22 protein-coding genes are annotated in these 25,591 nt (G+C 61.3%); 15 read left to right on the top strand and 7 right to left on the bottom strand.

Going from position 1 to position 25,591, the window contains the following annotated elements; all coding sequences use genetic code 11:
• The first annotated feature begins 24 nt into the window (after positions 1–24).
• Both prpF and prpD read left to right on the top strand, forming a co-directional pair.
• The gene (gene prpF, locus DNK10_RS16140; RefSeq protein WP_131192258.1) at positions 25–1,215 is read left to right on the top strand and encodes a 2-methylaconitate cis-trans isomerase PrpF; all 1,191 of its coding nucleotides are present in this window, start codon (positions 25–27) and stop codon (positions 1,213–1,215) included.
• Between the two features lie 88 nt (positions 1,216–1,303).
• Positions 1,304–2,788 (top strand): 2-methylcitrate dehydratase, encoded by a 1,485-nt coding sequence (prpD, locus tag DNK10_RS16135; RefSeq protein WP_131192257.1) that lies wholly within the window; start codon positions 1,304–1,306, stop codon positions 2,786–2,788.
• A gap of 19 nt (positions 2,789–2,807) precedes the next feature.
• Here prpD and DNK10_RS16130 read toward each other — a convergent pair whose 3' ends face one another.
• Both DNK10_RS16130 and ppsR read right to left on the bottom strand, forming a co-directional pair.
• Positions 2,808–3,449 (bottom strand): LysE family translocator, encoded by a 642-nt coding sequence (locus DNK10_RS16130; RefSeq protein ID WP_131192256.1) that lies wholly within the window; start codon positions 3,447–3,449, stop codon positions 2,808–2,810.
• A gap of 25 nt (positions 3,450–3,474) precedes the next feature.
• On the bottom strand, positions 3,475–4,293 hold the full coding sequence (gene ppsR / locus DNK10_RS16125; RefSeq protein ID WP_131192255.1) for a posphoenolpyruvate synthetase regulatory kinase/phosphorylase PpsR: 819 nt from the start codon (positions 4,291–4,293) through the stop codon (positions 3,475–3,477).
• 176 nt (positions 4,294–4,469) lie between these two features.
• Between ppsR and ppsA the strand changes: the two genes are divergently transcribed.
• The 8 genes from ppsA (at position 4,470) to DNK10_RS16080 (ending at position 12,492) form a co-directional block, all read left to right on the top strand.
• On the top strand, positions 4,470–6,842 hold the full coding sequence (gene ppsA, locus DNK10_RS16115; RefSeq protein ID WP_131192254.1) for a phosphoenolpyruvate synthase: 2,373 nt from the start codon (positions 4,470–4,472) through the stop codon (positions 6,840–6,842).
• A gap of 109 nt (positions 6,843–6,951) precedes the next feature.
• The gene (locus DNK10_RS16110; protein WP_131192253.1) at positions 6,952–7,956 is read left to right on the top strand and encodes an alpha/beta fold hydrolase; all 1,005 of its coding nucleotides are present in this window, start codon (positions 6,952–6,954) and stop codon (positions 7,954–7,956) included.
• Between the two features lie 108 nt (positions 7,957–8,064).
• Positions 8,065–8,550, top strand: a complete 486-nt coding sequence (rraA, locus tag DNK10_RS16105; protein ID WP_131182368.1) for a ribonuclease E activity regulator RraA — start codon at positions 8,065–8,067, stop codon at positions 8,548–8,550.
• Between the two features lie 50 nt (positions 8,551–8,600).
• Positions 8,601–9,596 (top strand): zinc transporter ZntB, encoded by a 996-nt coding sequence (locus DNK10_RS16100; RefSeq protein ID WP_131192252.1) that lies wholly within the window; start codon positions 8,601–8,603, stop codon positions 9,594–9,596.
• A gap of 54 nt (positions 9,597–9,650) precedes the next feature.
• Positions 9,651–9,899 carry a CrfX protein gene (locus tag DNK10_RS16095; RefSeq protein WP_131192251.1) on the top strand — a complete coding sequence of 83 codons (249 nt, stop codon included), beginning with the start codon at positions 9,651–9,653 and terminating at the stop codon, positions 9,897–9,899.
• 1 nt (position 9,900) lies between these two features.
• Positions 9,901–10,725 (top strand): mechanosensitive ion channel family protein, encoded by an 825-nt coding sequence (locus DNK10_RS16090; RefSeq protein WP_131192250.1) that lies wholly within the window; start codon positions 9,901–9,903, stop codon positions 10,723–10,725.
• Positions 10,726–10,815: 90 nt separating this feature from the next.
• Positions 10,816–11,406, top strand: coding sequence for an RNA polymerase sigma factor SigX (gene sigX, locus DNK10_RS16085; RefSeq protein WP_131182364.1), 591 nt, complete (start codon positions 10,816–10,818; stop codon positions 11,404–11,406).
• A gap of 105 nt (positions 11,407–11,511) precedes the next feature.
• Positions 11,512–12,492 (top strand): OmpA family protein, encoded by a 981-nt coding sequence (locus DNK10_RS16080; protein ID WP_131182363.1) that lies wholly within the window; start codon positions 11,512–11,514, stop codon positions 12,490–12,492.
• 294 nt (positions 12,493–12,786) lie between these two features.
• Here the strand turns inward: DNK10_RS16080 and DNK10_RS16075 are convergent, their stop codons facing one another.
• Positions 12,787–13,101: a transcriptional regulator gene (locus DNK10_RS16075; RefSeq protein WP_131182362.1), complete on the bottom strand. Its 315-nt coding sequence runs from the start codon at positions 13,099–13,101 to the stop codon at positions 12,787–12,789.
• 210 nt (positions 13,102–13,311) lie between these two features.
• Here DNK10_RS16075 and DNK10_RS16070 point away from each other — a divergent pair, with 210 nt between their 5' ends.
• Positions 13,312–13,689: a hypothetical protein gene (locus DNK10_RS16070; protein ID WP_242674762.1), complete on the top strand. Its 378-nt coding sequence runs from the start codon at positions 13,312–13,314 to the stop codon at positions 13,687–13,689.
• 11 nt (positions 13,690–13,700) lie between these two features.
• Here DNK10_RS16070 and DNK10_RS16065 read toward each other — a convergent pair whose 3' ends face one another.
• Entirely contained in the window at positions 13,701–14,639 is a 939-nt protein-coding gene (locus tag DNK10_RS16065) for a LysR family transcriptional regulator (RefSeq protein WP_131192249.1), read from the bottom strand.
• Between the two features lie 141 nt (positions 14,640–14,780).
• On the opposite strand from DNK10_RS16065, the gene DNK10_RS16060 reads away from it, so the two are divergent.
• Positions 14,781–15,986: an acyl-CoA dehydrogenase gene (locus tag DNK10_RS16060; protein ID WP_131192248.1), complete on the top strand. Its 1,206-nt coding sequence runs from the start codon at positions 14,781–14,783 to the stop codon at positions 15,984–15,986.
• A gap of 170 nt (positions 15,987–16,156) precedes the next feature.
• On the opposite strand, the gene DNK10_RS16050 is transcribed toward DNK10_RS16060, so the two are convergent.
• The 3 genes from DNK10_RS16050 to xthA form a co-directional block, all read right to left on the bottom strand.
• On the bottom strand, positions 16,157–17,149 hold the full coding sequence (locus DNK10_RS16050) for a TerC family protein (protein ID WP_131182358.1): 993 nt from the start codon (positions 17,147–17,149) through the stop codon (positions 16,157–16,159).
• A 155-nt stretch (positions 17,150–17,304) separates the two neighbouring features.
• A complete protein-coding gene (locus DNK10_RS16045; protein WP_131192247.1) occupies positions 17,305–18,681 on the bottom strand; it encodes a substrate-binding domain-containing protein in 1,377 nt (458 codons plus the stop codon).
• A 78-nt stretch (positions 18,682–18,759) separates the two neighbouring features.
• On the bottom strand, positions 18,760–19,572 hold the full coding sequence (gene xthA, locus DNK10_RS16040) for an exodeoxyribonuclease III (protein WP_131192246.1): 813 nt from the start codon (positions 19,570–19,572) through the stop codon (positions 18,760–18,762).
• A gap of 146 nt (positions 19,573–19,718) precedes the next feature.
• Between xthA and DNK10_RS16035 the strand changes: the two genes are divergently transcribed.
• The 3 genes from DNK10_RS16035 (at position 19,719) to DNK10_RS16025 (ending at position 25,481) form a co-directional block, all read left to right on the top strand.
• Positions 19,719–21,452: an autotransporter assembly complex protein TamA gene (locus DNK10_RS16035; protein WP_131182228.1), complete on the top strand. Its 1,734-nt coding sequence runs from the start codon at positions 19,719–19,721 to the stop codon at positions 21,450–21,452.
• On the top strand, positions 21,449–25,120 hold the full coding sequence (locus tag DNK10_RS16030) for a translocation/assembly module TamB domain-containing protein (protein ID WP_131192245.1): 3,672 nt from the start codon (positions 21,449–21,451) through the stop codon (positions 25,118–25,120). The genes DNK10_RS16035 and DNK10_RS16030 overlap by 4 nt, the downstream gene beginning before the upstream one ends.
• A 127-nt stretch (positions 25,121–25,247) precedes the next feature.
• A complete protein-coding gene (locus DNK10_RS16025; RefSeq protein WP_131192244.1) occupies positions 25,248–25,481 on the top strand; it encodes a hypothetical protein in 234 nt (77 codons plus the stop codon).
• Positions 25,482–25,591 lie beyond the last annotated feature (110 nt).

The raw sequence follows: 25,591 nt of genomic DNA, 5'->3' as shown, positions 1-25,591 counted from the left end.
CGTTTAACGATCAGGTATTCATCGATGGCTTATGCACCTCAAATCAAGATTCCCGCTACCTACATGCGCGGCGGCACCAGCAAGGGCGTGTTCTTCCGTCTCGACGATCTGCCCGAGCGCTGCCAGGTGCCCGGCGCCGCCCGCGATGCATTGCTGCTGCGGGTGATCGGCAGCCCCGACCCCTATGGCAAGCAGATCGACGGCATGGGCGGCGCCACCTCCAGCACCAGCAAGGCGGTGATCCTGTCGCGCAGCAGCCGATCCGGGCACGATGTCGACTACCTGTTCGGCCAGGTTTCCATCGACAAGGCCTTCGTCGACTGGAGCGGCAACTGCGGCAACCTGTCAGCCGCTGTGGGTTCCTTCGCCATCCAGGCCGGGCTGGTCGACGCCGGGCGTATCCCCCGCGACGGCATCTGTACGGTGCGGATCTGGCAGGCCAATATTGGCAAGAGCATCGTCGCCCATATACCGATCAGCGCCGGCGCCGTGCAGGAAACCGGTGATTTCGAACTCGATGGCGTGACCTTTGCCGCCGCCGAGGTGCAGCTGGAGTTTCTCGATCCGGCCGATGCGCAGGAAGACGAGGGCGGGGCCATGTTCCCCACCGGCAATCTGGTCGATGAGCTGGCCGTTCCCGGTGTCGGTACCTTCAAGGCCACGCTGATCAATGCGGGTATCGCCACTATCTTTATCAACGCCGAGGACGTCGGTTACATCGGCACCGAGCTGCAGGACGTCATCAACGGCGATCCCGAGGCGCTGGCCCGGTTCGAGGCGATCCGCGCCCATGGCGCCTTGCGCATGGGCCTGATCAAGACTCTCGACGAGGCGCAGAGCCGCCAGCACACGCCCAAGGTGGCCTTCGTCGCGCCGCCGAAGCCTTACCTGTCGTCCAGCGGCAAGCCGGTGGAGGCCGAGAACATCGATCTGTTGGTACGGGCGCTGTCCATGGGCAAGTTGCACCACGCCATGATGGGCACCGCGGCGGTGGCCATCGGCACGGCTGCGGCCATTCCCGGCACCCTGGTCAATCTGGCGGCGGGTGGCGGTGAGCGCAGCGCGGTGCGTTTCGGTCACCCCTCGGGCACCCTGCGGGTTGGCGCCGAAGCCCGTCGCGGCGGCGGGCAATGGACGGTGACCAAGGCGATCATGAGCCGCAGTGCACGGGTGCTGATGGAAGGCTGGGTGAGGGTGCCTGCCGATTCCTTCTGATTTTCGATAACGAAGCCCCTCCCATTGGAGAGTGGGCGCATTACCGGTTTGCCTGGCAACAGCAATCCTACGTAAAAAGGACGATTTCATGAGTAGCAATACCGACCGTAACGAGCGACCGGACTACGACAGCGTGCTGCAGCAGGTCGCCGACTACGTGCTGACCTACCGGGTCGAGTCCCGCGAGGCGCTGGATACGGCGCGCAACTGCCTGATGGACACCCTGGGCTGCGGCCTGCTGTCGCTGCGCTTCCCCGAGTGCACCAAGCATCTGGGGCCGATCGTCGAAGGCACCGTGGTGCCCCATGGCGCCCGGGTGCCGGGCACCAGCTATCGGCTCGATCCGGTCAAGGCTGCATGGGACATCGGCTGCATCATCCGTTGGCTGGATTACAACGACTGCTGGCTGGCCGCCGAATGGGGCCATCCCTCGGACAACCTCGGCGGCATTCTGGCCGTGGCCGATCATCTGTCACAGCTGCGGGTTTCCCGTGGTGAAGCGCCGCTGCTGATGCGCGAGGTGCTCGAGGCCATGGTCATGGCCCACGAAATCCAGGGCGTGTTTGCGCTGGAGAACTCCTTCAACCGTGTCGGTCTCGACCATGTGATCCTGGTCAAGGTCGCCTCCACGGCAGTCTGCGCCAAGCTCATGGGCGCCAGCCGCGAGCAGTTGCTGTCGGCGCTGTCCCACGCCTTCGTCGATGGCCAGGCGCTGCGCACCTATCGTCACGCCCCGAATGCCGGCTCGCGCAAGTCCTGGGCGGCGGGTGATGCCACCAGTCGGGCGGTGCGTCTGGCCGATATCGCCCTGCGCGACGAGATGGGCATTCCCGGTGTGCTGTCGGCGCCGCAGTGGGGGTTCTACGATGTCGCCTTCAGCCATACCAACAAGGATCTGGCGAGCAAGCCCGAGGATAAGCGTGTTTTCAGCTTTTCCCAGGGCTTCGGCAGCTACGTGATGGAAAACGTGCTGTTCAAGATCAGTTTCCCGGCCGAGTTCCATGCGCAGACGGCGGTGGAGGCGGCGGTGATCCTGCATCCGCAGATTCGCGAGCGCCTGGATGACATCGCACGCATCGAGATCACCACCCACGAGTCGGCGATTCGCATCATTTCCAAGTCCGGGCCCATGGCCAATTCGGCGGATCGTGACCATTGCCTACAGTACATGATCGCCGTGCCGCTGCTGACCGGCGGCCTGGTCGCCGAGCATTACGAGGATGGCTTCCACGCTGCCCATCCGCAGATCGATCGTCTGCGCGAGAAGATGGAAGTGGTCGAGGAGCCCCGTTATTCTCGGGAGTACTTGGAGGCCGACAAGCGCTCCATCGCCAACGCCATTCAGGTGTTCTTCAACGATGGCTCCTCGACCGAGAAAGTCGAAGTCGAGTATCCGGTTGGGCACCGCCGGCGCCGCGCCGAAGGCATCCCGCTACTGGAGGACAAGTTCAAGGCCAACCTGGCCACGCGCTTCACCGCGTCGCGCAGCGCCCGCATCTTTGCGCTGTGCAAGGACGCTCAGGCGCTGGAGGGCACCGCGGTACATCGCTTCATGGATTTGTTCGTGCTCTGACGTCGCGTGCCGGAGCGACTCAGTGTTGAGTCGCCCCCAACAGCAAACCGCCGGCGCCCATGAAAAAGGCGCCGGTGGTGCGGTTCAGGCGTTGCGCGCCGCGGCTGGTGCGGATGAACCGGCGAATCTGCCGGCCGAACAGAGCGTAAACCAGCGAGGCCGCATATTCGGCCAGCAGATACGTAGCACCCAGGTAGACGAACTGTTCGATGGCCGGCTGGCCGGGCTTGATGAACTGTGGAAATACCGCAGCGAACAGCAGGATCGCCTTGGGGTTGCTGATGCCGACCAGAAACTCCTGCAGCATCAAGCGGCGTAGTTGCCGTTGCGGCTGTACCGGCGGCATTGTCGCGTTGTCCAGGTTCAGACCGCTGAACTCCCGGCTGCGCCAGGCGCTGATACCCAGGTACAGCAGGTAGGTTGCGCCGACCCACTTGATCACGGTGAACGCCGTTTCCGAGGCCAGCAGCATCGCTCCCAGGCCGATCGCGGAAATGCTCAGGAAAATCGCGAAGGCCAGCACGCGGCCTGTGGTAGCCAGCACGGCCGCGCCAATGCCATGGCGAATGCCATTGTTCATCGCGCAGAAGTTGTTCGGCCCTGGCGTCAGGGCGATCAACATGGCGACTGGGGCGAACAGCACGGCATCGAGCAGGGTCATGAGGCACGTCCAGAATGGGGGCAGGCTATTTGAAGCGTCGTTCGACGCCTTTTTCCACCAGGATCTTGGCGGAGATTTCTTCCACCGAGAAGTGAGTGGAGTCGATGAAATTGATCGATTCGCGACGGAACAGGCTTTCCACCTCGCGCACTTCGAATTCGCATTGAGCGTAGCTGGAATAGCGGCTGTTGGGTTTGCGCTCGTTGCGGATGGCGGTCAGCCGATCCGGGTCGATGGTCAGGCCGAACAGCTTGTCGCGGTATTTCTTCAGTGAGGCAGGCAGTTGCAGACGTTCCATGTCGTCCTCGGTGAGCGGGTAGTTGGCCGCGCGGATACCGTACTGCATGGCCATGTACAGGCAGGTCGGCGTTTTCCCGCAGCGCGATACACCGACCAAAATCAGATCTGCCTTGTCGTAGTAATGTGTACGGGCACCATCGTCGTTGTCGAGGGCGAAGTTGACCGCCTCGATCCGCTCCATGTAGTTGGTGTTATGGCTGATCGAGTGCGACTTGCCCACCGAATACGAGGAGTGCGAGTTCAGCTCCTGTTCCAGAGGCGACAGGAAGGTCGAGAAGATGTCGATCATGAAGCCGCGGGACTCAGCCAGGATGTCGTGGATTTCCTGGTTGACGATGGTGGCGAAGATGATCGGATTGGCGCCGTCCTTGTCGGCGGCGTTATTGATTTGTTGTACCATGGCGCGCGCTTTTTCCACGCTGTCGACATACGGCCGCGTGAGTTTGCTGAAGCCGATGGTCTCGAACTGTGCCAGCAGGCTCTGCCCCAGGGCTTCCGCTGTGATACCGGTGCCGTCCGAGATGAAGTACGCGGTTCGATTCATTGCGACAATGGCCTTAAGCTGAGAGCGAATCTTGGCTATGATGGGCCGGTTTTTGCGGGCCCCGATGGGCTTGCATTGTTACTTATTTTCCAGGGCCAGGCCATTGTCCGCACGGCGCAAGCCGTCGACTTTTCCAGCCCCATGAGCTTTTCCAACACTGAAGTGGAGAGATCACCTTGGCAGAGTACGTAGTTTCCCTCGATAAGCTCGGCAATCACGATGTCGAGCATGTAGGGGGCAAGAACGCCTCCCTCGGCGAGATGATCAGCAATCTGGCGGGGGCGGGTGTCTCGGTTCCCGGTGGTTTCGCCACTACGGCCCAGGCCTATCGCGACTTCCTCGAGCAAAGTGGGCTCAACGCGCAGATCCACGAAGCCCTGGACGCCCTGGATGTCGATGACGTCAACGCCCTGGCCAAGACCGGCGCGCAGATTCGTCAGTGGGTGATGGACGCCGAGTTCCCAACCGAACTCAATGAGCAGATCCGCACCGCCTTCGCCGCCATGGCCAATGGCAACGACAACATGGCCGTGGCCGTGCGCTCCTCGGCTACCGCCGAGGATCTGCCGGACGCTTCCTTCGCTGGCCAGCAGGAAACCTTCCTCAATATCCGCGGCGTGGAAAACGTCATTCGTGCGGCCAAGGAAGTCTTCGCTTCCCTGTTCAACGACCGCGCCATCGCCTACCGCGTGCATCAGGGCTTCGACCACAAGCTGGTCGCCCTGTCCGCCGGCGTGCAGCGCATGGTGCGTTCGGAAACCGGCACCGCCGGCGTGATGTTCACCCTCGATACCGAATCGGGCTTTCGCGACGTGGTGTTCATCACCGGCGCCTACGGCCTGGGTGAAACCGTTGTGCAGGGCGCGGTCAACCCTGACGAATTCTACGTGCACAAGCACACCCTCGAGGCCGGTCGCCCGGCGATCCTGCGCCGCAACCTGGGTAGCAAGGCGATCAAGATGATCTACGGCGACGAAGCCAAGGCCGGCAAGTCGGTCAAGGTGGTCGACGTCGAGCGTGCCGAGCGTGCGCGCTTCTGCCTGAGCGATGCCGAGGTCACCGAGCTGGCCAAGCAGGCCGTGATCATCGAGAAGCACTACGGCCGGCCGATGGACATCGAATGGGCCAAGGACGGTGATGACGGCAAGCTGTACATCGTCCAGGCCCGCCCCGAGACCGTGAAGAGTCGTGCCAACGTCACCGTGATGGAGCGTTACCTGCTCAAGGAGACTGGCACCGTGCTGGTCGAAGGTCGCGCCATCGGTCAGAAGATCGGCGCCGGCAAGGTGCGGGTCATCAACGACGTGTCGGAAATGGACAAGGTTCAGCCCGGCGACGTGCTGGTTTCCGACATGACCGATCCGGACTGGGAGCCGGTGATGAAACGCGCCAGCGCCATCGTCACCAACCGTGGCGGGCGTACCTGCCACGCGGCGATCATCGCCCGTGAGCTGGGCATTCCGGCCGTGGTCGGCTGCGGCAATGCCACCCACGTATTGCGTGACGGTCAGGGCGTGACCGTTTCCTGTGCCGAGGGCGACACCGGCTTCATCTTCGAGGGCGAGCTGGGCTTCGACATTCGTAAGAACTCCGTCGACGCCATGCCCGAACTGCCGTTCAAGATCATGATGAACGTCGGCAACCCGGATCGCGCCTTCGACTTCGCCCAGCTGCCCAATGCCGGTATCGGTCTGGCGCGCCTGGAATTCATCATCAACCGCATGATCGGTGTGCACCCCAAGGCGCTGCTGAACATGGACGGCCTGCCGCCGGAAATCAGGGAAAGCGTCGAGAAGCGCATCGCCGGATACGACGACCCGGTGAGCTTCTATGTCGAGAAACTGGTCGAGGGCATCAGCACCCTGGCCGCGGCGTTCTGGCCGAAGAAGGTCATCGTGCGCCTGTCCGACTTCAAGTCCAACGAATACGCCAACCTGATCGGCGGCAAGTTGTACGAGCCGGAAGAAGAGAATCCGATGCTCGGTTTCCGCGGTGCTTCGCGCTACATCAGCGAATCGTTCCGCGACTGCTTCGAGCTGGAATGCCGGGCGTTGAAGAAAGTCCGCAACGAGATGGGCCTGACCAACGTCGAGATCATGGTGCCGTTCGTGCGAACCCTGGGCGAAGCCAAGCAGGTGGTCGATCTGCTCGCCGAGAACGGTCTGGCGCGCGGTCAGGATGGCCTGAAAGTCATCATGATGTGTGAGCTGCCGTCCAACGCCATTCTCGCCGAAGAGTTCCTCGAGTACTTCGACGGCTTCTCCATCGGCTCCAACGACCTGACTCAGCTGACCTTGGGCCTGGATCGTGACTCCGGTATCGTCGCCCACCTGTTCGACGAGCGTAATCCGGCGGTCAAGAAGCTGCTGGCCAATGCCATCGCCGCCTGTAACAAGGCGGGCAAGTACATCGGTATCTGCGGCCAGGGGCCTTCCGACCACCCGGATCTGGCCAAGTGGCTGATGGAGCAGGGGATCGAAAGCGTTTCCCTGAACCCGGATTCGGTGCTGGAAACCTGGTTCTTCCTGGCCGAGGGTCAGCAAAGCTGACCGGCATGCCTTGAATGTTGATCCGAGGGCAGGTTCTACCTGCCCTTTTTTATGACCTGCCGACTGGGGATGTTCGTAGTCGGCAGCGGGCTGTGCCAGAGCGAAGAAGATGCAAAGCAGTAGTGAGTTGTTTCCCGTTGCGCTGATCGGTGCCGAACTGCGTGGCGACCTGAGTGAAGATGTCTACCGTCTCAAGCCTGGCAACAGCCCGGATTTCAGCGTCGAGCTGGCACTTACCCGCCTGGCGGTGGCGGGCCAGGAGGCTGTGCGTGGTGAGCCGGTTATCCTGCTGCACGGCAGTTTCTCGAACCGACGTTTCTGGTATTCGCCCAAGTGCATTGGTCTGGCGCCATATCTGGTTCGCGCGGGGTTCGATGTGTGGATCGCGGAAATGCGCGGCCACGGCCTGTCGCCGCGTAACCTGGCCTATCGTCACAACTGCGTGGCCGACTATGCGCGTTACGACCTGCCGGCAATAGCGGCGTTCGTTGCTGAAAAGAATCCGCGGCCCGCTCACTGGCTCGGCCATTCGCTGGGCGGCCTGACCCTGGCCGCTGCACTGGGAGGCGGCTATCTGCAGCAGGCGGGGATAGCCAGTGTTGGCCTGTTCGGGGCCGAAATCAGTCGCCGCTACTGGTTGCTAAAGGTACCGCCAATCGAGTGGCTGGCGCGTTTGCTGCTCAAGCGTTTTACGGTGCTGTCCGGCTCGCGGCTCAAGCGCGGGCCTGAGGATGAGCCAATCGGTATCGCCCTGGAAACGCTGCGCTGGTATCGGCTGTTCGGACGTTTCGGCGATGCCGAGCGTGACTGGTGGGCGGGTTTGAGTGAGGTGCAGGTGCCCGTGCTGGCGATCGCAGGCGAGGGCGACGCCGAGTGTCCGCCTCCGGCATGCCGGGCACTGTTCGAGCAATTCGCATCGGAGGATCGCGAGTTCATCAGCCTGGGACGTGCTCAGGGCTTTCAGCAGGACTACGGCCACGTGCAGATGCTGATCAGCAAGGAGGCGCAGGACGAAGTCTGGCCGCTGGTGCGTCGTTGGCTGGACGGTGAGCGGCAATCGCCACGGGCTGCGCCGCAGGCGGAAAACGGGGCGGGCATTCCTGCCACGCCATGATCCGGCTAAGATTGCCCTCGTCAGTCGCTGCGATGCTTGGTCACGTGCCATGTGCGCAGTCGATCAGACTATGCTGCAGGCCTCGATCACCTATTCAGGAGCTTCGCCATGCAATACATCACGCCCGATTTGTGTGACGCCAACCCGGAGCTGGTCAGCGTCGTGGAACCGATGTTCAGTAATTTCGGTGGCCGCGACTCGTTCGCTGGGCAGATCGTCACCGTCAAATGCTTCGAGGACAATTCGCTGGTCAAGGCCCAGGCCGATCAGCCCGGCGCCGGCAAGGTACTGGTGGTCGACGGCGGCGCGTCCCTGCGCTGTGCGCTGCTTGGCGACATGATCGCGGAAAAAGCGGCAAAGAATGGCTGGGAAGGCATGGTGATCTACGGCTGCGTGCGCGACGTCGACGTGCTGGCGCAGACCCATCTCGGCGTGCAGGCTCTCGGTAGTCATCCGATGAAGACCGAAAAGCGCGGTCTGGGTGACCTCAACGTGGTGGTCACTTTCGGCGGCGTGACCTTTCGCCCGGGCGAATACGTGTATGCCGACAACAACGGCATCATCGTCTCGCCGCAGGCGCTGCAAGTCGAATAACCGGGTGCGGTTGCTCAACGGGCTGTCGCCATGAATCATCAGGGGTGTTGATGTACGAGGAAGACAACGCGCAGTGGGGCCTGGTGCATGGCTTCGTGCTGGATGGCAGAGGTGGCGCCCGTGCAGTGGCCCGCGAGCAACTCGATGAATTGCAGCTGGATGAGGGACAGAGCCTGTGGCTGCACTGGGATCGTAGTCATCCGCAGACGCAAAGCTGGTTGCGGCGCGACAGTGGCCTGAGCGAGTTCGCCTGCGATCTGCTGCTCGAGGAAAATACCCGGCCCCGAGCATTGCCGCTGCCCAATGACGAACTGCTGCTGTTTCTGCGTGGCGTCAACCTCAATCCCGGTGCCGAGCCCGAGGATATGGTTTCGGTGCGAATCTTCGCCGAGGCGCGGCGCATCATCTCTCTGCGCCTGCGTCCGCTGCGCGCCACCGAGGATCTGATCGACCGGCTGCAAGCTGGCAAAGGGCCCAAGAGCGCCTCTGAACTGGTGCTGCAGCTCAGCGATTACCTGACGGACAAGGTCGAGGATCTGGTCACCGAGCTCTCCGAACGGGTCGACGCCCAGGAAGAGAAGGTCGATGCCGACGAGCGCATCTTGCCCGATCATGGCCTGCTGCTGCAGATCCGTCGCCGCGCGGCGGGCTTGCGGCGTTTCCTGTCGCCGCAACGCGATATCTATGCGCAGCTGACGCGCAGCCAACTTCCCTGGTTGAGCCACGAGGACAGCATCTACTGGAACGAGCTGAACAACCGCCTGCTGCGTTACCTCGAGGAGCTGGAACTGACTCGCGAACGCATCGGCTTGCTGCTGGAAACGGAAAACCGGCGCATGGATGTGCGGATGAACCACATCATGTTCCGCTTCGGCATCATCACCTGCGTGTTTCTGCCGATGAGCTTCGTCACCGGTCTGCTGGGCATCAATGTCGGCGGTATTCCAGGGGCCGATAACCCCTACGGATTCCTTGTCGCCTGCCTGCTGATGCTGATTATCGGCTTCGGGCAGTGGTTGCTGTTCCGGCGCTTGCGTTGGGTCTGATGTGACTTGCGTCTCAGGCGCTTCGTCTAGCGGAGACGTTCTGTGAGGTCTGCCATGCACGATCCATTTGAAGAATCCCTGCGTGATCTGTTGAAAACCCCGTCCTCGCCGTCGCGCGATGACGATGCCTGCCTGAACCGCGTCCTGAAGACCGCCAACCGCCAGGTCGGCGCGGGCGACCTGTTCGGCTTGATGGGGCACTGGGCCGGAGCCCTGATGATCGCCCTCAACAATGGCTCTTCCCATGTAGCACCGGTGTCACGTCGCCGTACTTCTGCTCGCTCTTCTGATAAGGCTGAATGAAATGGAACTCGATCCCTGGACTCATAGCCTGGTCGCCGCGATGACGGCGTTGTGGACGAAAGTCGCCGGCTTCATTCCCAATCTGTTCGTTGCGCTGGTACTGGTGCTGCTCGGCTTCGTCGTCGCCAAGCTGCTCGATACGCTGCTCTCCAAACTGCTCGGAAAGCTCGGCCTCGACCGTCTGATGGCCGGCACCGGTCTGACCAAGATCCTGGGTCGCGCTGGCTTCCAGGTTCCGGTTTCGACTCTGATTGGCAAGATCGTCTACTGGTTCGTGCTGCTGGTATTCCTGGTGTCCGCTGCCGAATCGCTGGGCCTGGAGCGTGTCTCCGCGACCCTGGACGTACTCGCCCTCTATCTGCCCAAGGTGTTCGGTGCCGCGCTGGTGTTGCTGGCCGGTGTAGTGCTGGCTCACTTGCTCAGTGGCCTGGTGCGCGGCGCCGCGGAAGGTGTTGGACTGGATTATGCCCACGGCCTGGCACGCCTGGCCCAGGGATTGGTGATCATCATCAGCATCTCCGTGGCCATCGGCCAACTGGAAGTGAAAACCGACCTGCTCAACAACGTCATCGCCATCGTGCTGATTTCCGTGGGGCTGGCGGTCGCGCTGGCGCTGGGTCTGGGCAGCAAGGAACTGGCCAGCCAGATTCTCGCCGGCATCTATGTGCGTGAGCTGTATCAGGTCGGTCAGCAGATCGAAGTGGGCGATATAGAAGGGCAGATCGAGGAGATCGGTACGGTTAAAACCACAGTGTTGACGGACTCCGGCGAGCTGGTTTCGTTCTCCAACCGCATACTGCTCGAGCAGCGGGTAAGCAGCCGCTGAGAGGGCATTTCTGCTACCCTGTGCGCCCAGCCAGCGGCCTGTAATATCAGGTGCTGGCTGTTTTCGTCCTGACCGTTGGCCCGATCTGTTTTGAACGCACCCCAATCACCGTCACTGCGCTATGACCCACGCGAGCTCTCCGACGAGGAGCTGGTGGCGCGTGCCCATGACGAGCTGTTCCACATCACTCGCGCATACGAGGAGCTGATGCGGCGTTACCAGCGCACCTTGTTCAATGTATGCGCACGATATTTAGGGAACGATCGCGACGCGGACGATGTCTGTCAGGAAGTGATGTTGAAAGTTCTGTATGGGTTGAAGAACTTCGAAGGGAAGTCCAAGTTCAAGACCTGGCTCTACAGCATTACTTACAATGAATGCATCACGCAGTATCGCAAGGAGCGTCGCAAGCGTCGTTTAATGGACGCGCTAAGTTTGGATCCACTGGAAGAGGCGTCTGAAGAAAAGGCGCCTAAAATAGAGGATCGAGGTGGCCTGGATCGCTGGCTCGTGCATGTGAATCCGATTGACCGTGAAATTCTGGTGTTGCGTTTTGTTGCAGAACTGGAATTTCAGGAAATTGCTGACATCATGCACATGGGGCTCAGCGCCACGAAAATGCGCTACAAACGCGCGTTAGACAGATTGCGGGAGAAGTTTGCAGGCGTTACCGAAAGTTAGTTCGGGGCGAACTTTCACTGGCATAGGTGAGTTTTTTTAAACTTACTGACGACTCGCATGTCTACCTGCATGTGAATCAATCACTCATAGATGGGGATTTAACGGATGAAACTGAAAAACACCTTAGGCGTAGTCATTGGCTCCTTGGTAGCCGCTACCTCCATGGGCGTGCTGGCTCAAGGCCAAGGCGCTGTCGAGGTGGAAGGCTTTGCTAATCGCTATTTCACCGACACCCAACGTGACTTCGCTCACGACGAAGGCAACCTGTTCGGCGGCAGCGTTGGTTACTACCTGACCGACGATGTCGAGCTGGCGTTGTCCTATGGCGAATACCACGACCTGCGTGGCGAAGGCGCTGCTGGCAGCAAGAACATCAAGGGCAACCTGACTGATCTGAAGGCCATCTACCACTTCGGCCAGCCTGGTGTAGGCCTGCGTCCCTACGTTTCCGGTGGCTTCGGTCATCAGAGCATCGGCGACGCCAACAGCGGTGGTCGTAACCACTCCACTCTGGCTATCGCCGGCGCTGGTGCCAAGTACTACTTCACCGAAATCTTCTACGCTCGCGCTGGTGTGGATGCCCTGTACAACATCGACCAGGGTGACACCGAGTGGCAAGCTGGCGTTGGTGTCGGTCTGAACTTCGGTGGCAGCACCCGTCAGGTCGCCCAGGTCACTGAGCCGGCTCCAGAGCCGATCCCAGAGCCGGCTCCGGTCGTTGAAGAAGCGCCTCAGGTCGTCCGCGTTGAGCTGGACGTCAAGTTCGACTTCGACAAATCCGCTGTCAAAGAAGAAAGCTATGGTGACATCAAGAACCTGGCTGACTTCATGAACCAGTACCCGCAAACCAGCACTACTGTTGAAGGTCACACCGACTCCGTTGGTACCGACGCTTACAACCAGAAACTGTCCGAGCGTCGTGCAAGCGCTGTTCGTGACGTCCTGGTCAACCAGTACGGTGTTGATTCCCAGCGCGTCAACTCCGCTGGCTACGGTGAGTCCCGTCCGGTTGCTGACAACGCTACCGAAGAAGGCCGCGCGATCAACCGTCGTGTAGAAGCTGAAGTAGAAGCCCAAGCCCAGTAATAGGCTCAGGTTTCAGGAAAACCCGGCTTCGGCCGGGTTTTTCTTTGCCCGTAAAAAGTGCCAGGGCGTTGCAAATAAAAACGGCATCTACCAGGCCACCCGATGGGGGAAGGTGATCTGGCAGACACCGTGTTCGTTACCCGGCTTCCCGATAACAGGGCGCCGATTCATTGTCGTAATGCCAAAGCAAGTATCACGCCATATCGCTAGCAGGCGGAAAAACGTAATGGTTCGACCTGACCCACCCCTACGGTGTGAGCTATTGCTGTGCACTGCCGCCTCATGGATGGTTCGCTATGAGGCGGGGCACACCTGGGCTTCTTCCACGTAGTCCCTCAGCCAGCGCAGCACGTCTACGGCTTCCCAGCGATTGGGGTCGAACATTGCATAGGCAAGGCCCTGGTAGCCCACCACATCCAATTGTCTGTGATAACCCGCACGCTGCAGCAAGGCTTCGATCTCGGCGAAGCAGGTATTGAAGTGCAGGCGGTTGAAGGGAGTTTTACCTTCGGTAACGATTCCCTCCAGGTGCAGTTCCTCGACGATGGGGCGAACCTTGTCCAGTGGCATCCGATTGATCGAGTGTTTGAGTTGCATTACGTCCAGCATCATTAGACTCCCGCTTTACGCCTGATCTAGTCGGGTCAATCCCGATGTGCGATCGGTGTGGTGACGGCTGCTAGGGTAAATCAAAAATACTGTACAAATAAACAGTATTCGGTAATAGTGGTCTTCGACGCTTCATGACTCCCATGTGCGCGAGCGCTGCAGAGCGCCCGTGGTCGATGCCGAGGGCTACTAGCAATGCAACAGATACTCATGACAATTTTGCTGTTGGTGACGCTGACAGGCTGCGTGCAACCGCAGGTCGAGCAACCCAGGGTCAATGCCAACTACCTGATCATCGAAGACAGTCAGGCCTGGGCAGTGCTGGTTTCAGACGGCAAACGCGTGGAGGAACACGGCGTAGTGGTCGATGCCATCAAGCTGGCGAATAGCGATGCGCCAGTCGCTGCCAGCTACGTGATCGATACGCCGAACTGCGGCAAGGTGCAGTGGCTGGTCGAGCGCCAGGATGCCGCGGACGGGGTGACCACCCGCATGACCTTGCATGACAACAAGCAACTGGGCGTTTCGGGCTGTGTGATCGGTGAAGGGCTGACCCGAGTCTGGACGGTGCTCGATTATTCCAGCTGAGACCAGTCGCATTAGCGGCCGGTTGCTGTAGCGGAGGCCTTGCGCTCCTCGACGCTGATACGCTGGCATATCTCGATGATCTGTTCACGCATCCAGCGATTGGCAGGATCCTGATCAGTGCTTTCGTGCCAGTAGAGATGGGTTTCCAGCACTGGAATACCGGCCACCGGCAGTTCGCTGAAATGCAGATCATTGTCCCGCGCGAAACGCTCCGGCACGGTGATCGCCATGTCGGTATCGCGCATCACACGGCAAGCCATCAGGTAATGCTGTGAGCGCAGGGCGATACGCCGCTGAATGCCCATTTTGCCCAGTGCCAGATCGATATAACCCAGGCCGCTGCGACGGCTGGAAATGTGGATGTGGGTCAGCGACAGATACTCTTCCAGGCTCAGCTTTTCCTTGCCCAGCGGATGGCCGTGGCGCATCGCGCAGACGTAACGATCCTCCATCAGTTTGACGTGGCGCACCTGTGGATCGATGTTCAGCGGGGCGTCGACGGCGAAGTCCAGGCGACCGGCCGCCAGCTCCTTGGTGGTTTCCCGGCGACGTACCAGCATGCTCTCGATGGTCACGTTCGGTGCCTGGCGGCGCAAGCGCTGGAACAGCGGTGGCAATACCACGGCTTCGGTCAGATCCGTCATGCAGATGCGAAAGCTTTTGTTCGCCTGGGCTGGGTTGAAGGTACGACTTTCCTGAACCGAGATACGCAGTTGCTGCAGGGCGTTGCGCACGGGCGTGATGATGTTCTGCGCCATGGGCGTCGGCACCATGCCCTGGGCGGTGCGTACGAACAGCGGGTCGTTGAAGGTTTCCCGCAGGCGCGCCAGAGCGTTGGATACCGCCGGCTGGGTGATGCCGACGATCTGTCCGGCGCGGGTGAGGTTGGCTTCACTGTAGATGGCATCGAAGACGACGAAGAGATTGAGATCCACCTTGTTCAGATTCATGCCCGAGTGACTCCGCGTGTTGTTTTTGTGGGGTGATCTTATATCGGTGATGAATGTTAATACACGCTGAAAATAGCTTCGATAAATTATGCGGCGTCCACTAGCATCGTTTGCACACAAAAGCAGCTCTGAAGGTGTGCCATGGATTTCGCCTATTCCCCCAAGGTTCAGCAACTACGTGAGCGCGTCAGCGCGTTCATGGAAGCTCACGTCTATCCGGCCGAAGCAGTGTTCGAGCGTCAGGTGGCCGAAGGCGATCGCTGGCAGCCAACGGCGATCATGGAGCAGCTCAAGGACAAGGCGAAAGCCGAAGGCTTATGGAACCTGTTCCTGCCTGACTCCGATCGCGGGGCGGGGCTGAGTAACACCGAATACGCGCCTTTGGCAGAGATCATGGGCAGTTCGCTGATCGGTGCCGAGCCATTCAACTGTGCGGCGCCAGATACCGGCAACATGGAAGTATTGGTGCGCTATGGCAGCGAAGAGCAAAAACGTCGGTGGCTCGATCCGTTGCTGTCCGGTGAAATTCGTTCTGCGTTCGCCATGACCGAACCGGGCGTTGCTTCTTCGGACGCGACCAACATGCAGGCGAGCGCCGTGCGTGACGGTGATCACTGGGTGATCAATGGGCGCAAGTGGTGGACATCCGGTGCCTGCGATCCGCGCTGCAAAGTCATGATCTTCATGGGGCTCACCAATCCCGATGGTCATCGTCACCAGCAACATTCGATGATTCTGGTGCCCATGGATACGCCCGGCGTGAAGGTGGTTCGGCCGCTGCCGGTGTTCGGCTATGACGATGCCCCCCACGGCCACGCGGAAGTGCTTTTCGAAAGCGTTCGGGTGCCGTACGAAAACGTATTGCTAGGCGAGGGGCGCGGTTTCGAGATTGCCCAGGGGCGCCTCGGCCCAGGTCGCATCCACCATTGCATGCGTTCCATCGGCATGGCCGAACGGGCGCTCAAGCTGATGTGCGAGCGAGCCCTGGAGCGAAGTGCCTTCGGCAAACCGTTGGCGCGGCTGGGGGGCAATGTCGATGTGATCGCCGAGTCGCGCATGGAGATCAACATGGCGCGCCTGCTGACCCTGAACGCGGCGTACATGATGGATACGGTCGGCAACAAGGTGGCTGCCAGCGAGATCGCGCAGATCAAGGTGGTGGCGCCCAATGTGGCACTGAAAGTAATTGATCGTGCCATTCAGATGCACGGTGGGGCAGGGGTCAGCGGTGATTTTCCGCTGGCTTACTGGTACGCCATGCAGCGCACCTTGCGCCTCGCCGATGGCCCGGATGAAGTACACCGTGCGGCTATCGGCAAGTACGAGCTCGGCAAATACATGAAGTGAGGCTGGCTCAGGTGCCCGGCGGCTCGTCGGGCTCTGGAAGCAGAGCCCGCTTGTCGCCATTCAAGCGCCTATGCAGTGGTGCGGCGAAGGCACGTGCAGCGAGCTCCCCATCGAATATGAGGGTACATTTGCCCAGGCGTACGTACCAGAGTGCGCCGTTGCCTGCTGGGTCACGTCGTCTCTGCAGGCTTCTTGTCACGGGTTTTCAGCAGCGACAGTATGACGCCGCCGGCCAGTACGCCCATGGTAACGCTGAGCGAAAGCAAGGCGGGAACCTTGATGAAACCGTGCAGGAAGATCTTGCTGCCGATGAATATCAGCACGATCGCCAGCGCGTACTTGAGGTACACGAAACGGTGCATCAGCGCTGCCAGGGCAAAGTACAGCGCCCGCAGCCCGAGAATCGCGAAGATGTTCGAGGTGTAGACGATAAATGGATCCTGGGTGATGGCGAACACCGCCGGCACGCTGTCGACAGCGAATACCAGATCCGCCAGTTCGATCAGCACCAATGCGAGCAGCAGCGGGGTGGCGAACAACAGCACCTTGCCACTGCCCGGATCCCGTTGGCGCACCAGAAATTTGCCGCCATGCAGGTCATCCGTGACACGGATGTGCTTGCGCAGGAAGATCAGCAGCTTGTTTTGCGACAGATCCGGATGCTCTTCGTGATCCTTGCTGAACAGCATCTTGATGCCGGTAAACAGCAGGAACGCGCCGAACACATAGAGGATCCAGTCGAACTCCTGAACCAGGGCCGTTCCCAGGCCGATCATGATCGCCCGCAGCACGACGACGCCGAGGATGCCCCAGAACAGCACGCGGTGCTGATATTTGCGGGGAATGCCGAAGAAGCCGAGGATCATCGCCATGACGAACACGTTGTCCATCGATAGCGACTGTTCGACCAGGAAGCCCGTATAGAACTCCAGCGCCTTGGTTGCGCCAAGTTCCCACCAGACCCAGCCGCCAAACGCGACGCCCACGCTGAAATAACCCGCGTAGAGCAGCAGGCTTTCGCGCATTTCGATTTCGTGTTGGTCACGGTGCAGGACGCCGAGATCGAAGACCAGCAGCGCAAAGACGATGATGACGAACGCCATCCAGAAATAGTATGGGGTGCCGAGAAACGGCGTGGACATAAAGGCATGTAGAGCTGTCATGGGCCCTCCCTGTTTAATGCCTAAGTTGAGATTCAACTTAGTGACTCCGACATCACGATGAGATGGACTCATCGCCAGAGGGGCCCGGCGTCACATGCGCATAAGGCTAGGATGAATCGCGCAGCAGGGCAAGTGGCTGCCGCGCTCAAAAGATTTCAATACACCCAGACTTCGACGCGGCGATTCTTGATCCTGCCGCTGTCGCCTTCGTTGTCGGCGACCGGTAACTCATCACCGAGGCCGGCGACTTCACGCAACACCACACCTTCGCGCACCAGCTCGCGGCGTACCGCCATGGCGCGCAGTTTGGACAACAGTTCGGCTCGCGCCGAAGCGGCCTTCGGGTCGCCGAAACCAACCAGCACGACCTTTTGCTGCAGCTTGTCGTGCTGCTTCAGGTAATCGAGTACCCGGCGCAGATCCTGCTGGGCCTTGTTGTCGAGGCTGGCGCTGCCTTCCTGGAAGCGGAAGTTCACTGACAGGCGTTGGGCGTCACGTGCCAATTCCTGATAAGCCGCCGGCATGTCGGGCGTGGCTTCGATGCTGACCGCCTGCACGGTCTGTGCAATGAAGCCGTTCTGCGCGACGATGGCCTGGCCTTGCGGGCTTTGGGCGAATTGCAGCAGAGCTTCGGCCCACGGATTGGCGTTTTTCGGGGGGGCGTAGAGGAACAGGCGCCGTGACAGCGGGTAATCTTCGGTGGCTATCAGTGTCACGCTGGGCTGCATCGGTTGCGACTCACCGGCAGCGATGGGTACGGCCTTGGCCTTGCGCACATAGGGCAGGCCGATAAAGCCGATGCCCTGGGGATCATGGGCGACCGAATCGGAGAGCTGTTCGCTGGATTCGAAACGCTTGGCCTTGCCAGACAACTGCTTGCCATTGGCGCTCAGTACCAGCTCCTTGAAGGTGTCGAAGGTGCCGGAATTGTCGTCTCGGGCGTACAGGCTGATGGCACCGGAGCGTCCGCCCAATTGCGCCCAGTCACTCACTTCGTCAGAAAATATCTGCGCCAACTGCTCGATGTTGAGGACGCTGATCGGGTTATCCGGATGCAGGATGATCGCCAATCCATCGATGCCGATGATCTGCTCGGCGTCTCGGCTTTTCATGTTGCCGAGCGACGAGAGCATCGCCACTTCATTGTCCTTGATCGGCCGTGACGAGGCCGCGAGTTCGGCGTCGCCTTGCCCAATGGCACTGAAACCGGTGCCCGAACCGTGCGCGGCAATTTCCACGCGCAGCGTGCGGCCTGCTGCATTCGTGGCGGAGATCACTTGCTCGTTTTCCTGGGTGTTGATCGTGTTGATATTGCTCAGGCCCTGTTGTTGCATCAGGCCCCTGACCAGAGCAGGGCCCAGGCTGGCACCAATGGTGTTGGAGCCCTGGATACGCAGGGCCGGGCGATCCCCGGCTGGTAGCGGCAGGGCGGCGAATGCCGTCCAGGGACTCAGGTAGCAGACGAAGCCGAGCAACAGGAAGGTTGCGGTTCGGCTCCAGGTTTCACGGTCACAAACGAGGGCACGCAGCATGCGGCAAACACCTTGAAGGGGGTGGCTGAAGTGCTGCGACGATAAGACAGAAAAATGACCATAAGATGACTGGGCGGGTCAGCTCAGCTCCAGCCACACAGGGGCGTGATCAGAAGGCTTCTCCATACCGCGCAATTCGTAGTCGATACCCGCGTCCTTGAGACGTTCCTGTAGCACCTGAGAGGCGAGAATCACGTCGATACGCAGGCCGCGTTTGGGCTCATCCTCGAAGCCGCAGCTGCGGTAGTCGAACCAGCTGAAACGGTCATCGACCTGCGGATGCAACTGACGGAAGCTGTCGGCCAGCCCCCAGCTCTTGAGTGTTGCCAACCACTCGCGTTCTTCCGGCAGGAAGCTGCACTTTCCGGTCTTCAGCCAGCGTTTGCGGTTGACCTCGCCGATGCCGATATCGCAATCCTCGGGCGAGATATTGATATCGCCCATGACGATCAGCGGCTGGTTGTGGGCAAAGCGCTCTGTCAGCAACGCTTGCAGATCGGCATAGAAGCGCTGCTTGGCGGGAAACTTGGTGGGATGGTCGCGGCTCTCGCCTTGGGGGAAGTAGCCATTCATCACGGTGACCGGGTTGCCCTGGGCGTCGGCGTAGGTGCCGTAGATGAAGCGCCGCTGGGATTCCTCGCCGTCGTTTGGAAAACCCTTGAACAACTCCAGCGGCGCCTGGCGCGAGAGCAGCGCTACGCCGTAATGGCCCTTCTGACCGTGGTAGTGGACGTGGTAACCCAGGGCGCGGATTTCCGCTTCGGGAAACTGATCGTCGCTGACCTTGGTTTCCTGCAGGCCGATCACATCTGGCTGGTGCTTCTCGATCAGCGCAGCGAGTTGATGCGGACGTGCCCGCAAGCCGTTGATGTTGAAGGAAACGAGTTTCATGGCAGCGATCCTGGTGATTCTGGCAGGTAAGGAGACGATGCTAGCCGATCAGGGCGATAGACGGCCACTAGGAGAGCCAGATCTTGAAATCGTTTCGATTCGTACAGGCTCTGGAATAGGGTGGTTGCCGTGATAGCATCGCGGCCATGAGAGTTATTTCTACACTAGGCGCGGGATGCGCACTGTTGCTGTTCAGTTCGGTATCGCTGGCCGAAGACGCTCGCCTCGTGGTCAGTGTGCAGCCTGCCAACAATGCCTTGAAGAGCAATGTCGAAGGTTACATCGGCAGTCTCGGCGAGCGTGATGTCGAGGCTCTGCAACGTTTGCGTCGAGTCGTCGAAAGCCAGGCGGAAAAGGCGGCGCAGGCGCTGGGATACTACCAGTCGCAGATCAGCACCGAAGTGGTCGAGCAGACGCCGCCGCGCCTGAACGTGCGTATCGTGCCAGGCGAACCGGTACGCATCGGCAGCGTGACGGTGCGGGTCGACGGGCCGGCCGCGGAAATGCCCGCCTTCCAGTTGCCCAGGGATGCACAGCTCACCCAGGGCGCCCGGCTCAATCATGGCCGTTACGAGGCGGCCAAGCGGCACATTCAGAACCAGGCTTCGCGCTACGGCTTCTTTCGCGGACACTTCACCCAGCAGCGCTTGAGCATCGACCCCCAGGCCGGATTGGCCGACATCGAACTGGTCTATGACAGTGGCCCGCGCTACATCCTTGGTAGCGTGAGTTTCGAGGGCGACATGCCGTTCGACGACGACCTGCTGCAGCGCATGGTGCCGTTCTCCGCCAACACACCCTACGACTCCGAGCGCATTGCCGAGCTCTATCAGGCGTTGCGCTCCAGCGGTTATTTCGAATCGGTACGGGTCGATGCCAGCCCCACGGTCGCCGAGCAGCAGGTGATTCCAGTCGAGGTGCACCTGCAGACCCGTCTGCCGCGTACCATGGGCCTCGGTCTTGGCTTTTCCACCGACGTCGGCCCCCGCGGCCGCGCCAACTGGGAGCGGCATTGGGCCAACCCGCAAGGGCACAGTTACGGCGCGGAGATGGAGCTCTCGGCGCCGCGGCAGAACGTCGGGCTGTGGTACGACGTGCCGCTGGATCCGCCGTTGACCGACAAACTGCGGATCTCCGGCGGTTATCAGTACGAAGAGATCGCCAACACCGACAGCCTCAGTCGCCTGTTGACCGTCGGCCCGGAATGGCACAGCAAGCTGGACAGTGGCTGGCAACGGGTGATCTCGCTGAAATGGCTACGCGAGGAGTATCGCCTGGGCGACGATTCGGGCCTGAGTACCTTGCTGATGCCCGGCATCAGCTTTGCCTACCTGCGCAGCGATAACCGCATCGACCCGAATTACGGCTACCGCCTGCAGTTCGACGCCTCGCTGGCCAAAGAGGGCTTGCTGGCCGATTCGGACGTCATCCACGGCAACGCGCTGGTCAAGGGCTTGACCACCCTGTGGCAAAAGCACCGTTTCCTCGGTCGGGCACAGTTTGGCGGTACCGAGTCCAGGGGGTTCAATTCTTCCGTGCCGCCCTCATTGCGCTTTTTCGCCGGTGGTGACCAGAGTGTGCGCGGTTACGACTACCAGAGCCTGTCGCCGGAGAACAACCAGGGCGACAAGATCGGCGCACGTTATATGTTCGCGGCCAGCGCCGAGTACCAGTACAGCGTGGCGGACAAGTGGCGGGTGGCGACCTTCTACGATACCGGTAATGCCTTCAACTCCCTGGATATGCCGACGCTCAAGAGCGCGGTGGGTATCGGTATGCGCTGGGTGTCGCCGGTGGGGCCGTTGCGCCTCGACCTGGCTCACCCGCTGGATGACGAGGGCGGGGTGCGTCTGCATTTCTCCATGGGGCCGGAACTGTGAGGCGGGCGCTCAAGTATGTCGGTCTGAGCCTGGCGGGCCTGCTGGTGTTGCTGGCCGTACTGCTGATCTGGATGCTGGCGACCGCTGCCGGCAGCCGCTGGACATTGGGCCTGGTGCCTGGGCTGCAGATCGACGGATTCGAAGGGCGCCTGGGTGGTCGCTGGAGTGCCGAGCAGTTGCTCTGGCAGCAGGGCGACAATCAGGTGCTGGTTCGCCAGCCGCTGCTCGACTGGTCGCCTGCCTGTCTGCTGCGTCTGACACTGTGCATCGATACGCTGCGTAGCGAACGCATCGAGCTGAACTTCGCACCCAGCGACGAGCCGCCGAGTCAGGAGCCCTTCAGCCTGCCGCAACTCGATCTGCCGCTGGCCTTGCAGGTCGGTGAGGTATGGATCGGCAGTCTGCAGTTGAACGGTGAGGATCAGTTGCAGGGGCTGGAGCTCGCTGCGGACTGGGCAGCCGACGGCCTGAACATCAGCAAGCTGCACGTGCAGCGTGACGATCTGATCGTCGACCTGCAGGGGCGCTTGCAGCCCAGTGGTGAATGGCCGCTGAGCCTGCAGGGCCGCGCAGCGCTGCCAGCACCAGACGGGCAACCCTGGAACCTGGGGCTGCAGGTCGAAGGCGACCTGCTTCAGAGCCTGGCGCTGACGGTCGACAGCAGCGGCTACCTGGCCGGGCGCTTGAGTGGCGAGGTACAGCCTCTGGTCGAGCACATCCCGGCGACGCTGACGTTCACGGCTGACGGCTTCAAAGCCGATGCATCGTTACCCGATACCCTGCGACTGGACGCCTTGCAGCTGCAGGCGGCGGGTAATCTGCAGGACGGTTACGGCATCGACGGCAACGCCACTCTGCCAGCCGAGGGTGGCTCGGTAGCCCTGGCGCTGCGTGGTCGTGTCGACGCCAAGGGCGCGGATATCGCCACCTTGCGCCTGGCCGCGGCGGACAACCAGTACCTCGCGGTCAATGGTCGTCTGGACTGGCAGGACGGCTTCAGCGCGGATACCCATATCGATTGGCAGGATTTCCCCTGGCTGCGCTTGTATCCGCTGGAGGAGGCTCCACCGGTCACGCTGAAGAAACTCACCGGTGATCTCGCTTATGAGGATGGCAACTACCTTGGCAATCTGTCCGCGGCATTGGACGGCCCGGCGGGCGCATTCAGTGTGCAAACACCGCTCAGTGGCGATCTGCAGCAGGTGCACCTGCCACAGTTGCAGATTCGTGCCGGCCAGGGAACGATCGATGGCCAGGTGACCGTCGGTTTCGCCGATGCGGTGCGCTGGGATGCGCAGTTGCAGGTCAGCGATTTCGATCCTGCGTACTGGGTCGCCGAATTGCCCGGCCGTATCGCCGGGCCGGTGCGCAGCAAAGGGCAATTGCTCGACGGACGTCTGGAACTGACCGGCGATCTCGATCTGCGGGGGCGCCTGCGTGGCCAGCCGGCACAGTTGCAGACCCAGGTAGCTGGCGCCGGGGAACGTTGGGAGTTGAACGCGCTGACATTGCGTCTCGGCGACAATCGCATTGATGGCAGCGGTCGGCTCGATCAGCGTCTGCAGGGCGAGCTGCGCATCGCGCTCAATCGCCTCGGCCAACTGTGGCCGGGCTTGCAGGGGCAGGCCACAGGGCGTCTCGATCTGGCTGGCAGCCTGCAGGCCCCTCAGGGCAAATTCGACCTGAGCGGCCAAGGTTTGGCGTTCGAGGACATGCGTCTGCATCAGCTCGGGCTGGACGCAACCCTGAATGCCAACGGGCAGGCCAAGGTACAACTGCGTGGCCTGGGGATCGCCAGCGGCGATACGCAGATTGGTGATCTCACGGTCAACGGCGGCGGTAATCAACGTCAGCAGCAAATGGAGCTGAGCCTGCAGGGCGAAGCGCTGCAAACCAGCCTGGCGCTGGACGGAACACTGGATCAGGGCAACTGGCGTGGCCGTCTGAGCCGCGCCGAGGTGCAGGCCGGTGGCCAGGATTGGCGCTTGCAGCAGCCCGCCTCGCTGGTGCGCCTGGCCAGCGGCCAAATCGACCTGGGCGCCCATTGCCTGCGCTCTGGCGAGGCCAGCCTGTGCGGCGAGAACCAGCGTCTGCAGCCGGAGCCGAAAATCCGTTATCGACTGGCGGATTTCCCCCTCGACAGCCTGTCGCCCTGGTTCCCGAAGGACTTCGCCTGGCAGGGGCGGCTCAACGCCGAGGTGCACCTGGATCTGCCTGCCGCCGGCCCCAGCGGGCGCGTGGTGGTGGATGCCGGCAGTGGTACCTGGCGTGTGCGCGACGACGAGCAGTGGGTGGATTTCACCTACGACAGCCTGCGCCTGAGCAGTGAGCTGCAGTCCCAGCGTATCGATACCCAATTGAATCTCAGCGGGCCGAAAATCGGTGAGCTGTCGGTGCAGGCGCAGCTCGATCCGCGCCCGCAGAACAAACCGCTGTCTGGCCAGTTCCGCCTGAGCGGCCTCGATCTGGCCATCGCGCGGCCGTTCGTGCCGATGGTGGAGCGCCTGACCGGGCGTCTGGATGGCAGCGGCAACCTGTCCGGCGATCTGCTGTCGCCTCTGGTCAATGGCCAGTTGCTGCTCAGCGGAGGAGAAGTCTCCGGTGGTGAATTACCGACCAACTTCGAGGATCTGCAGATCCGTGTGTTGATCGCCGGCGAAAGCCTGCAGCTCAACGGCGGCTGGCGCAGTGGCGATCAAGGGCAGGGCACACTGAACGGTGCGCTGGCCTGGAGTGGCCCGCTGAACGTTAACCTGAGCGTGCAGGGCCGCCGCTTGCCGGTGGTCGTCGAGCCTTATGCGACACTGGAAGTCGAGCCGGACATACAGGTGCGTCTGGCCGAGGATCGACTGTCGGTCAGCGGCAAGGTGTCCATCCCTCGTGGCGAGATCGTGGTGCGTGAACTGCCGCCGTCCACTGTCAAGGTCTCCGACGATGCGGTCATCGTCGGTGCCGAGGCGCGTGAGCAGCAGGCGGTGGCCATCAGCATGGACATCGACGTCGATGTGGGTAGCGACAAGCTGACCTTCAGTGGCTTCGGGCTCAATGCCGAACTGGCCGGGCAGGTGCATATCGGTGACGACATGGACACCCGTGGCGAGCTGAATCTCAACAAGGGCAATTTCCGTGGCTACGGCCAGCGCCTGACGATCCGCCGCGCGCGCCTGCTGTTCGCCGGCCCCATCGACCAGCCGTTCCTCGATATCGAGGCGATCCGCAAGGTCGACGAGGTGGTCGCTGGCTTGCGTCTGACCGGCAGCGCCGACCAGCCGCGTACCGAAGTGTTTTCCGAACCGGCGATGAGCCAGGAGCAGGCGCTGTCCTATCTGGTGCTGGGGCGGCCGCTTTCGACTGGCAGCGAGGACAACAACATGCTCGCCCAGGCAGCATTGGCGCTGGGCGTGGCGGGAAGTTCAGGGGTCACCGGCTCGGTCGCGCAGAGCCTGGGCATCGAGGACTTCCAGCTGGATACCGAGGGCAGCGGCAATACCACCAGCGTGGTCGCCAGTGGCAACCTCTCCGAACGCCTGAGCCTGCGCTATGGCGTAGGTGTGTTCGAGCCGGTGAATACCGTGGCGTTGCGTTACGCCCTCAGTCGCCGCCTGTATCTGGAGGCTGCCAGCGGCCTGGCCAGTTCCCTGGATCTGTTCTACAAGCGAGACTTTTAGGAGCGACTGCCTGCGCCGCGAAGCATCGTTGACGCAGGCCTGACCGGCGACGGGTAACTGGCAGTATTTACGCTGCTGTCATCTTGCAGCGGGCCGGGCATTCACATTACCGACACATAGGGATTCCATGGGCCAGCGGCAGACACAGATACTCAAGCACGACCTGAAGGCAATCGCCGAAGACCTGAAATGGGCGTCCGTTGATCTGGTGCAGATCGCCGAGCGCTTAAGAGGCACGGAGAACGAAGCAGATGCATGGGCAATTCTCAGGATGGTGGGGGTGCTGATCAACGGTGAGGATCGCCTGTCCAAGTATGCCGCCGAGGTCAAGTCCGGCCGGATCTCTCGCTCCAAAGCATGAGCCGCCGGCCAGAGCCTTGCGCTTAGCGTCCCTTCGCACGAATGCTGGAAAGTCATTCAGCACTGACGCTGCGTATTTTTTACTGCGCACGGCCTGCTCTGCCGAGGGTA

Source organism: Phytopseudomonas daroniae, assembly GCF_004327275.1.
Classification (GTDB): Bacteria; Pseudomonadota; Gammaproteobacteria; order Pseudomonadales; family Pseudomonadaceae; genus Aquipseudomonas; species Aquipseudomonas daroniae.
Note: the sequence above shows the minus strand (reverse complement) of the source record. Positions and strands in the feature narration are given on the sequence as shown.

What these genes read in the sequence shown, in the direction of transcription:
- prpF (WP_131192258.1), top strand. Translation starts at nt 25, where the DNA reads ATGGCTTATGCACCTCAAATCAAGATTCCCGCTACCTACATGCGCGGC.
- prpD (WP_131192257.1), top strand. Translation starts at nt 1,304, where the DNA reads ATGAGTAGCAATACCGACCGTAACGAGCGACCGGACTACGACAGCGTG.
- DNK10_RS16130 (WP_131192256.1), bottom strand. Translation starts at nt 3,449, where the DNA reads ATGACCCTGCTCGATGCCGTGCTGTTCGCCCCAGTCGCCATGTTGATC.
- ppsR (WP_131192255.1), bottom strand. Translation starts at nt 4,293, where the DNA reads ATGAATCGAACCGCGTACTTCATCTCGGACGGCACCGGTATCACAGCG.
- DNK10_RS16110 (WP_131192253.1), top strand. Translation starts at nt 6,952, where the DNA reads ATGCAAAGCAGTAGTGAGTTGTTTCCCGTTGCGCTGATCGGTGCCGAA.
- rraA (WP_131182368.1), top strand. Translation starts at nt 8,065, where the DNA reads ATGCAATACATCACGCCCGATTTGTGTGACGCCAACCCGGAGCTGGTC.
- DNK10_RS16100 (WP_131192252.1), top strand. Translation starts at nt 8,601, where the DNA reads ATGTACGAGGAAGACAACGCGCAGTGGGGCCTGGTGCATGGCTTCGTG.
- DNK10_RS16095 (WP_131192251.1), top strand. Translation starts at nt 9,651, where the DNA reads ATGCACGATCCATTTGAAGAATCCCTGCGTGATCTGTTGAAAACCCCG.
- DNK10_RS16090 (WP_131192250.1), top strand. Translation starts at nt 9,901, where the DNA reads ATGGAACTCGATCCCTGGACTCATAGCCTGGTCGCCGCGATGACGGCG.
- DNK10_RS16080 (WP_131182363.1), top strand. Translation starts at nt 11,512, where the DNA reads ATGAAACTGAAAAACACCTTAGGCGTAGTCATTGGCTCCTTGGTAGCC.
- DNK10_RS16075 (WP_131182362.1), bottom strand. Translation starts at nt 13,101, where the DNA reads ATGCTGGACGTAATGCAACTCAAACACTCGATCAATCGGATGCCACTG.
- DNK10_RS16070 (WP_242674762.1), top strand. Translation starts at nt 13,312, where the DNA reads ATGACAATTTTGCTGTTGGTGACGCTGACAGGCTGCGTGCAACCGCAG.
- DNK10_RS16065 (WP_131192249.1), bottom strand. Translation starts at nt 14,639, where the DNA reads ATGAATCTGAACAAGGTGGATCTCAATCTCTTCGTCGTCTTCGATGCC.
- DNK10_RS16060 (WP_131192248.1), top strand. Translation starts at nt 14,781, where the DNA reads ATGGATTTCGCCTATTCCCCCAAGGTTCAGCAACTACGTGAGCGCGTC.
- DNK10_RS16050 (WP_131182358.1), bottom strand. Translation starts at nt 17,149, where the DNA reads ATGACAGCTCTACATGCCTTTATGTCCACGCCGTTTCTCGGCACCCCA.
- DNK10_RS16045 (WP_131192247.1), bottom strand. Translation starts at nt 18,681, where the DNA reads ATGCTGCGTGCCCTCGTTTGTGACCGTGAAACCTGGAGCCGAACCGCA.
- xthA (WP_131192246.1), bottom strand. Translation starts at nt 19,572, where the DNA reads ATGAAACTCGTTTCCTTCAACATCAACGGCTTGCGGGCACGTCCGCAT.
- DNK10_RS16035 (WP_131182228.1), top strand. Translation starts at nt 19,719, where the DNA reads ATGAGAGTTATTTCTACACTAGGCGCGGGATGCGCACTGTTGCTGTTC.
- DNK10_RS16025 (WP_131192244.1), top strand. Translation starts at nt 25,248, where the DNA reads ATGGGCCAGCGGCAGACACAGATACTCAAGCACGACCTGAAGGCAATC.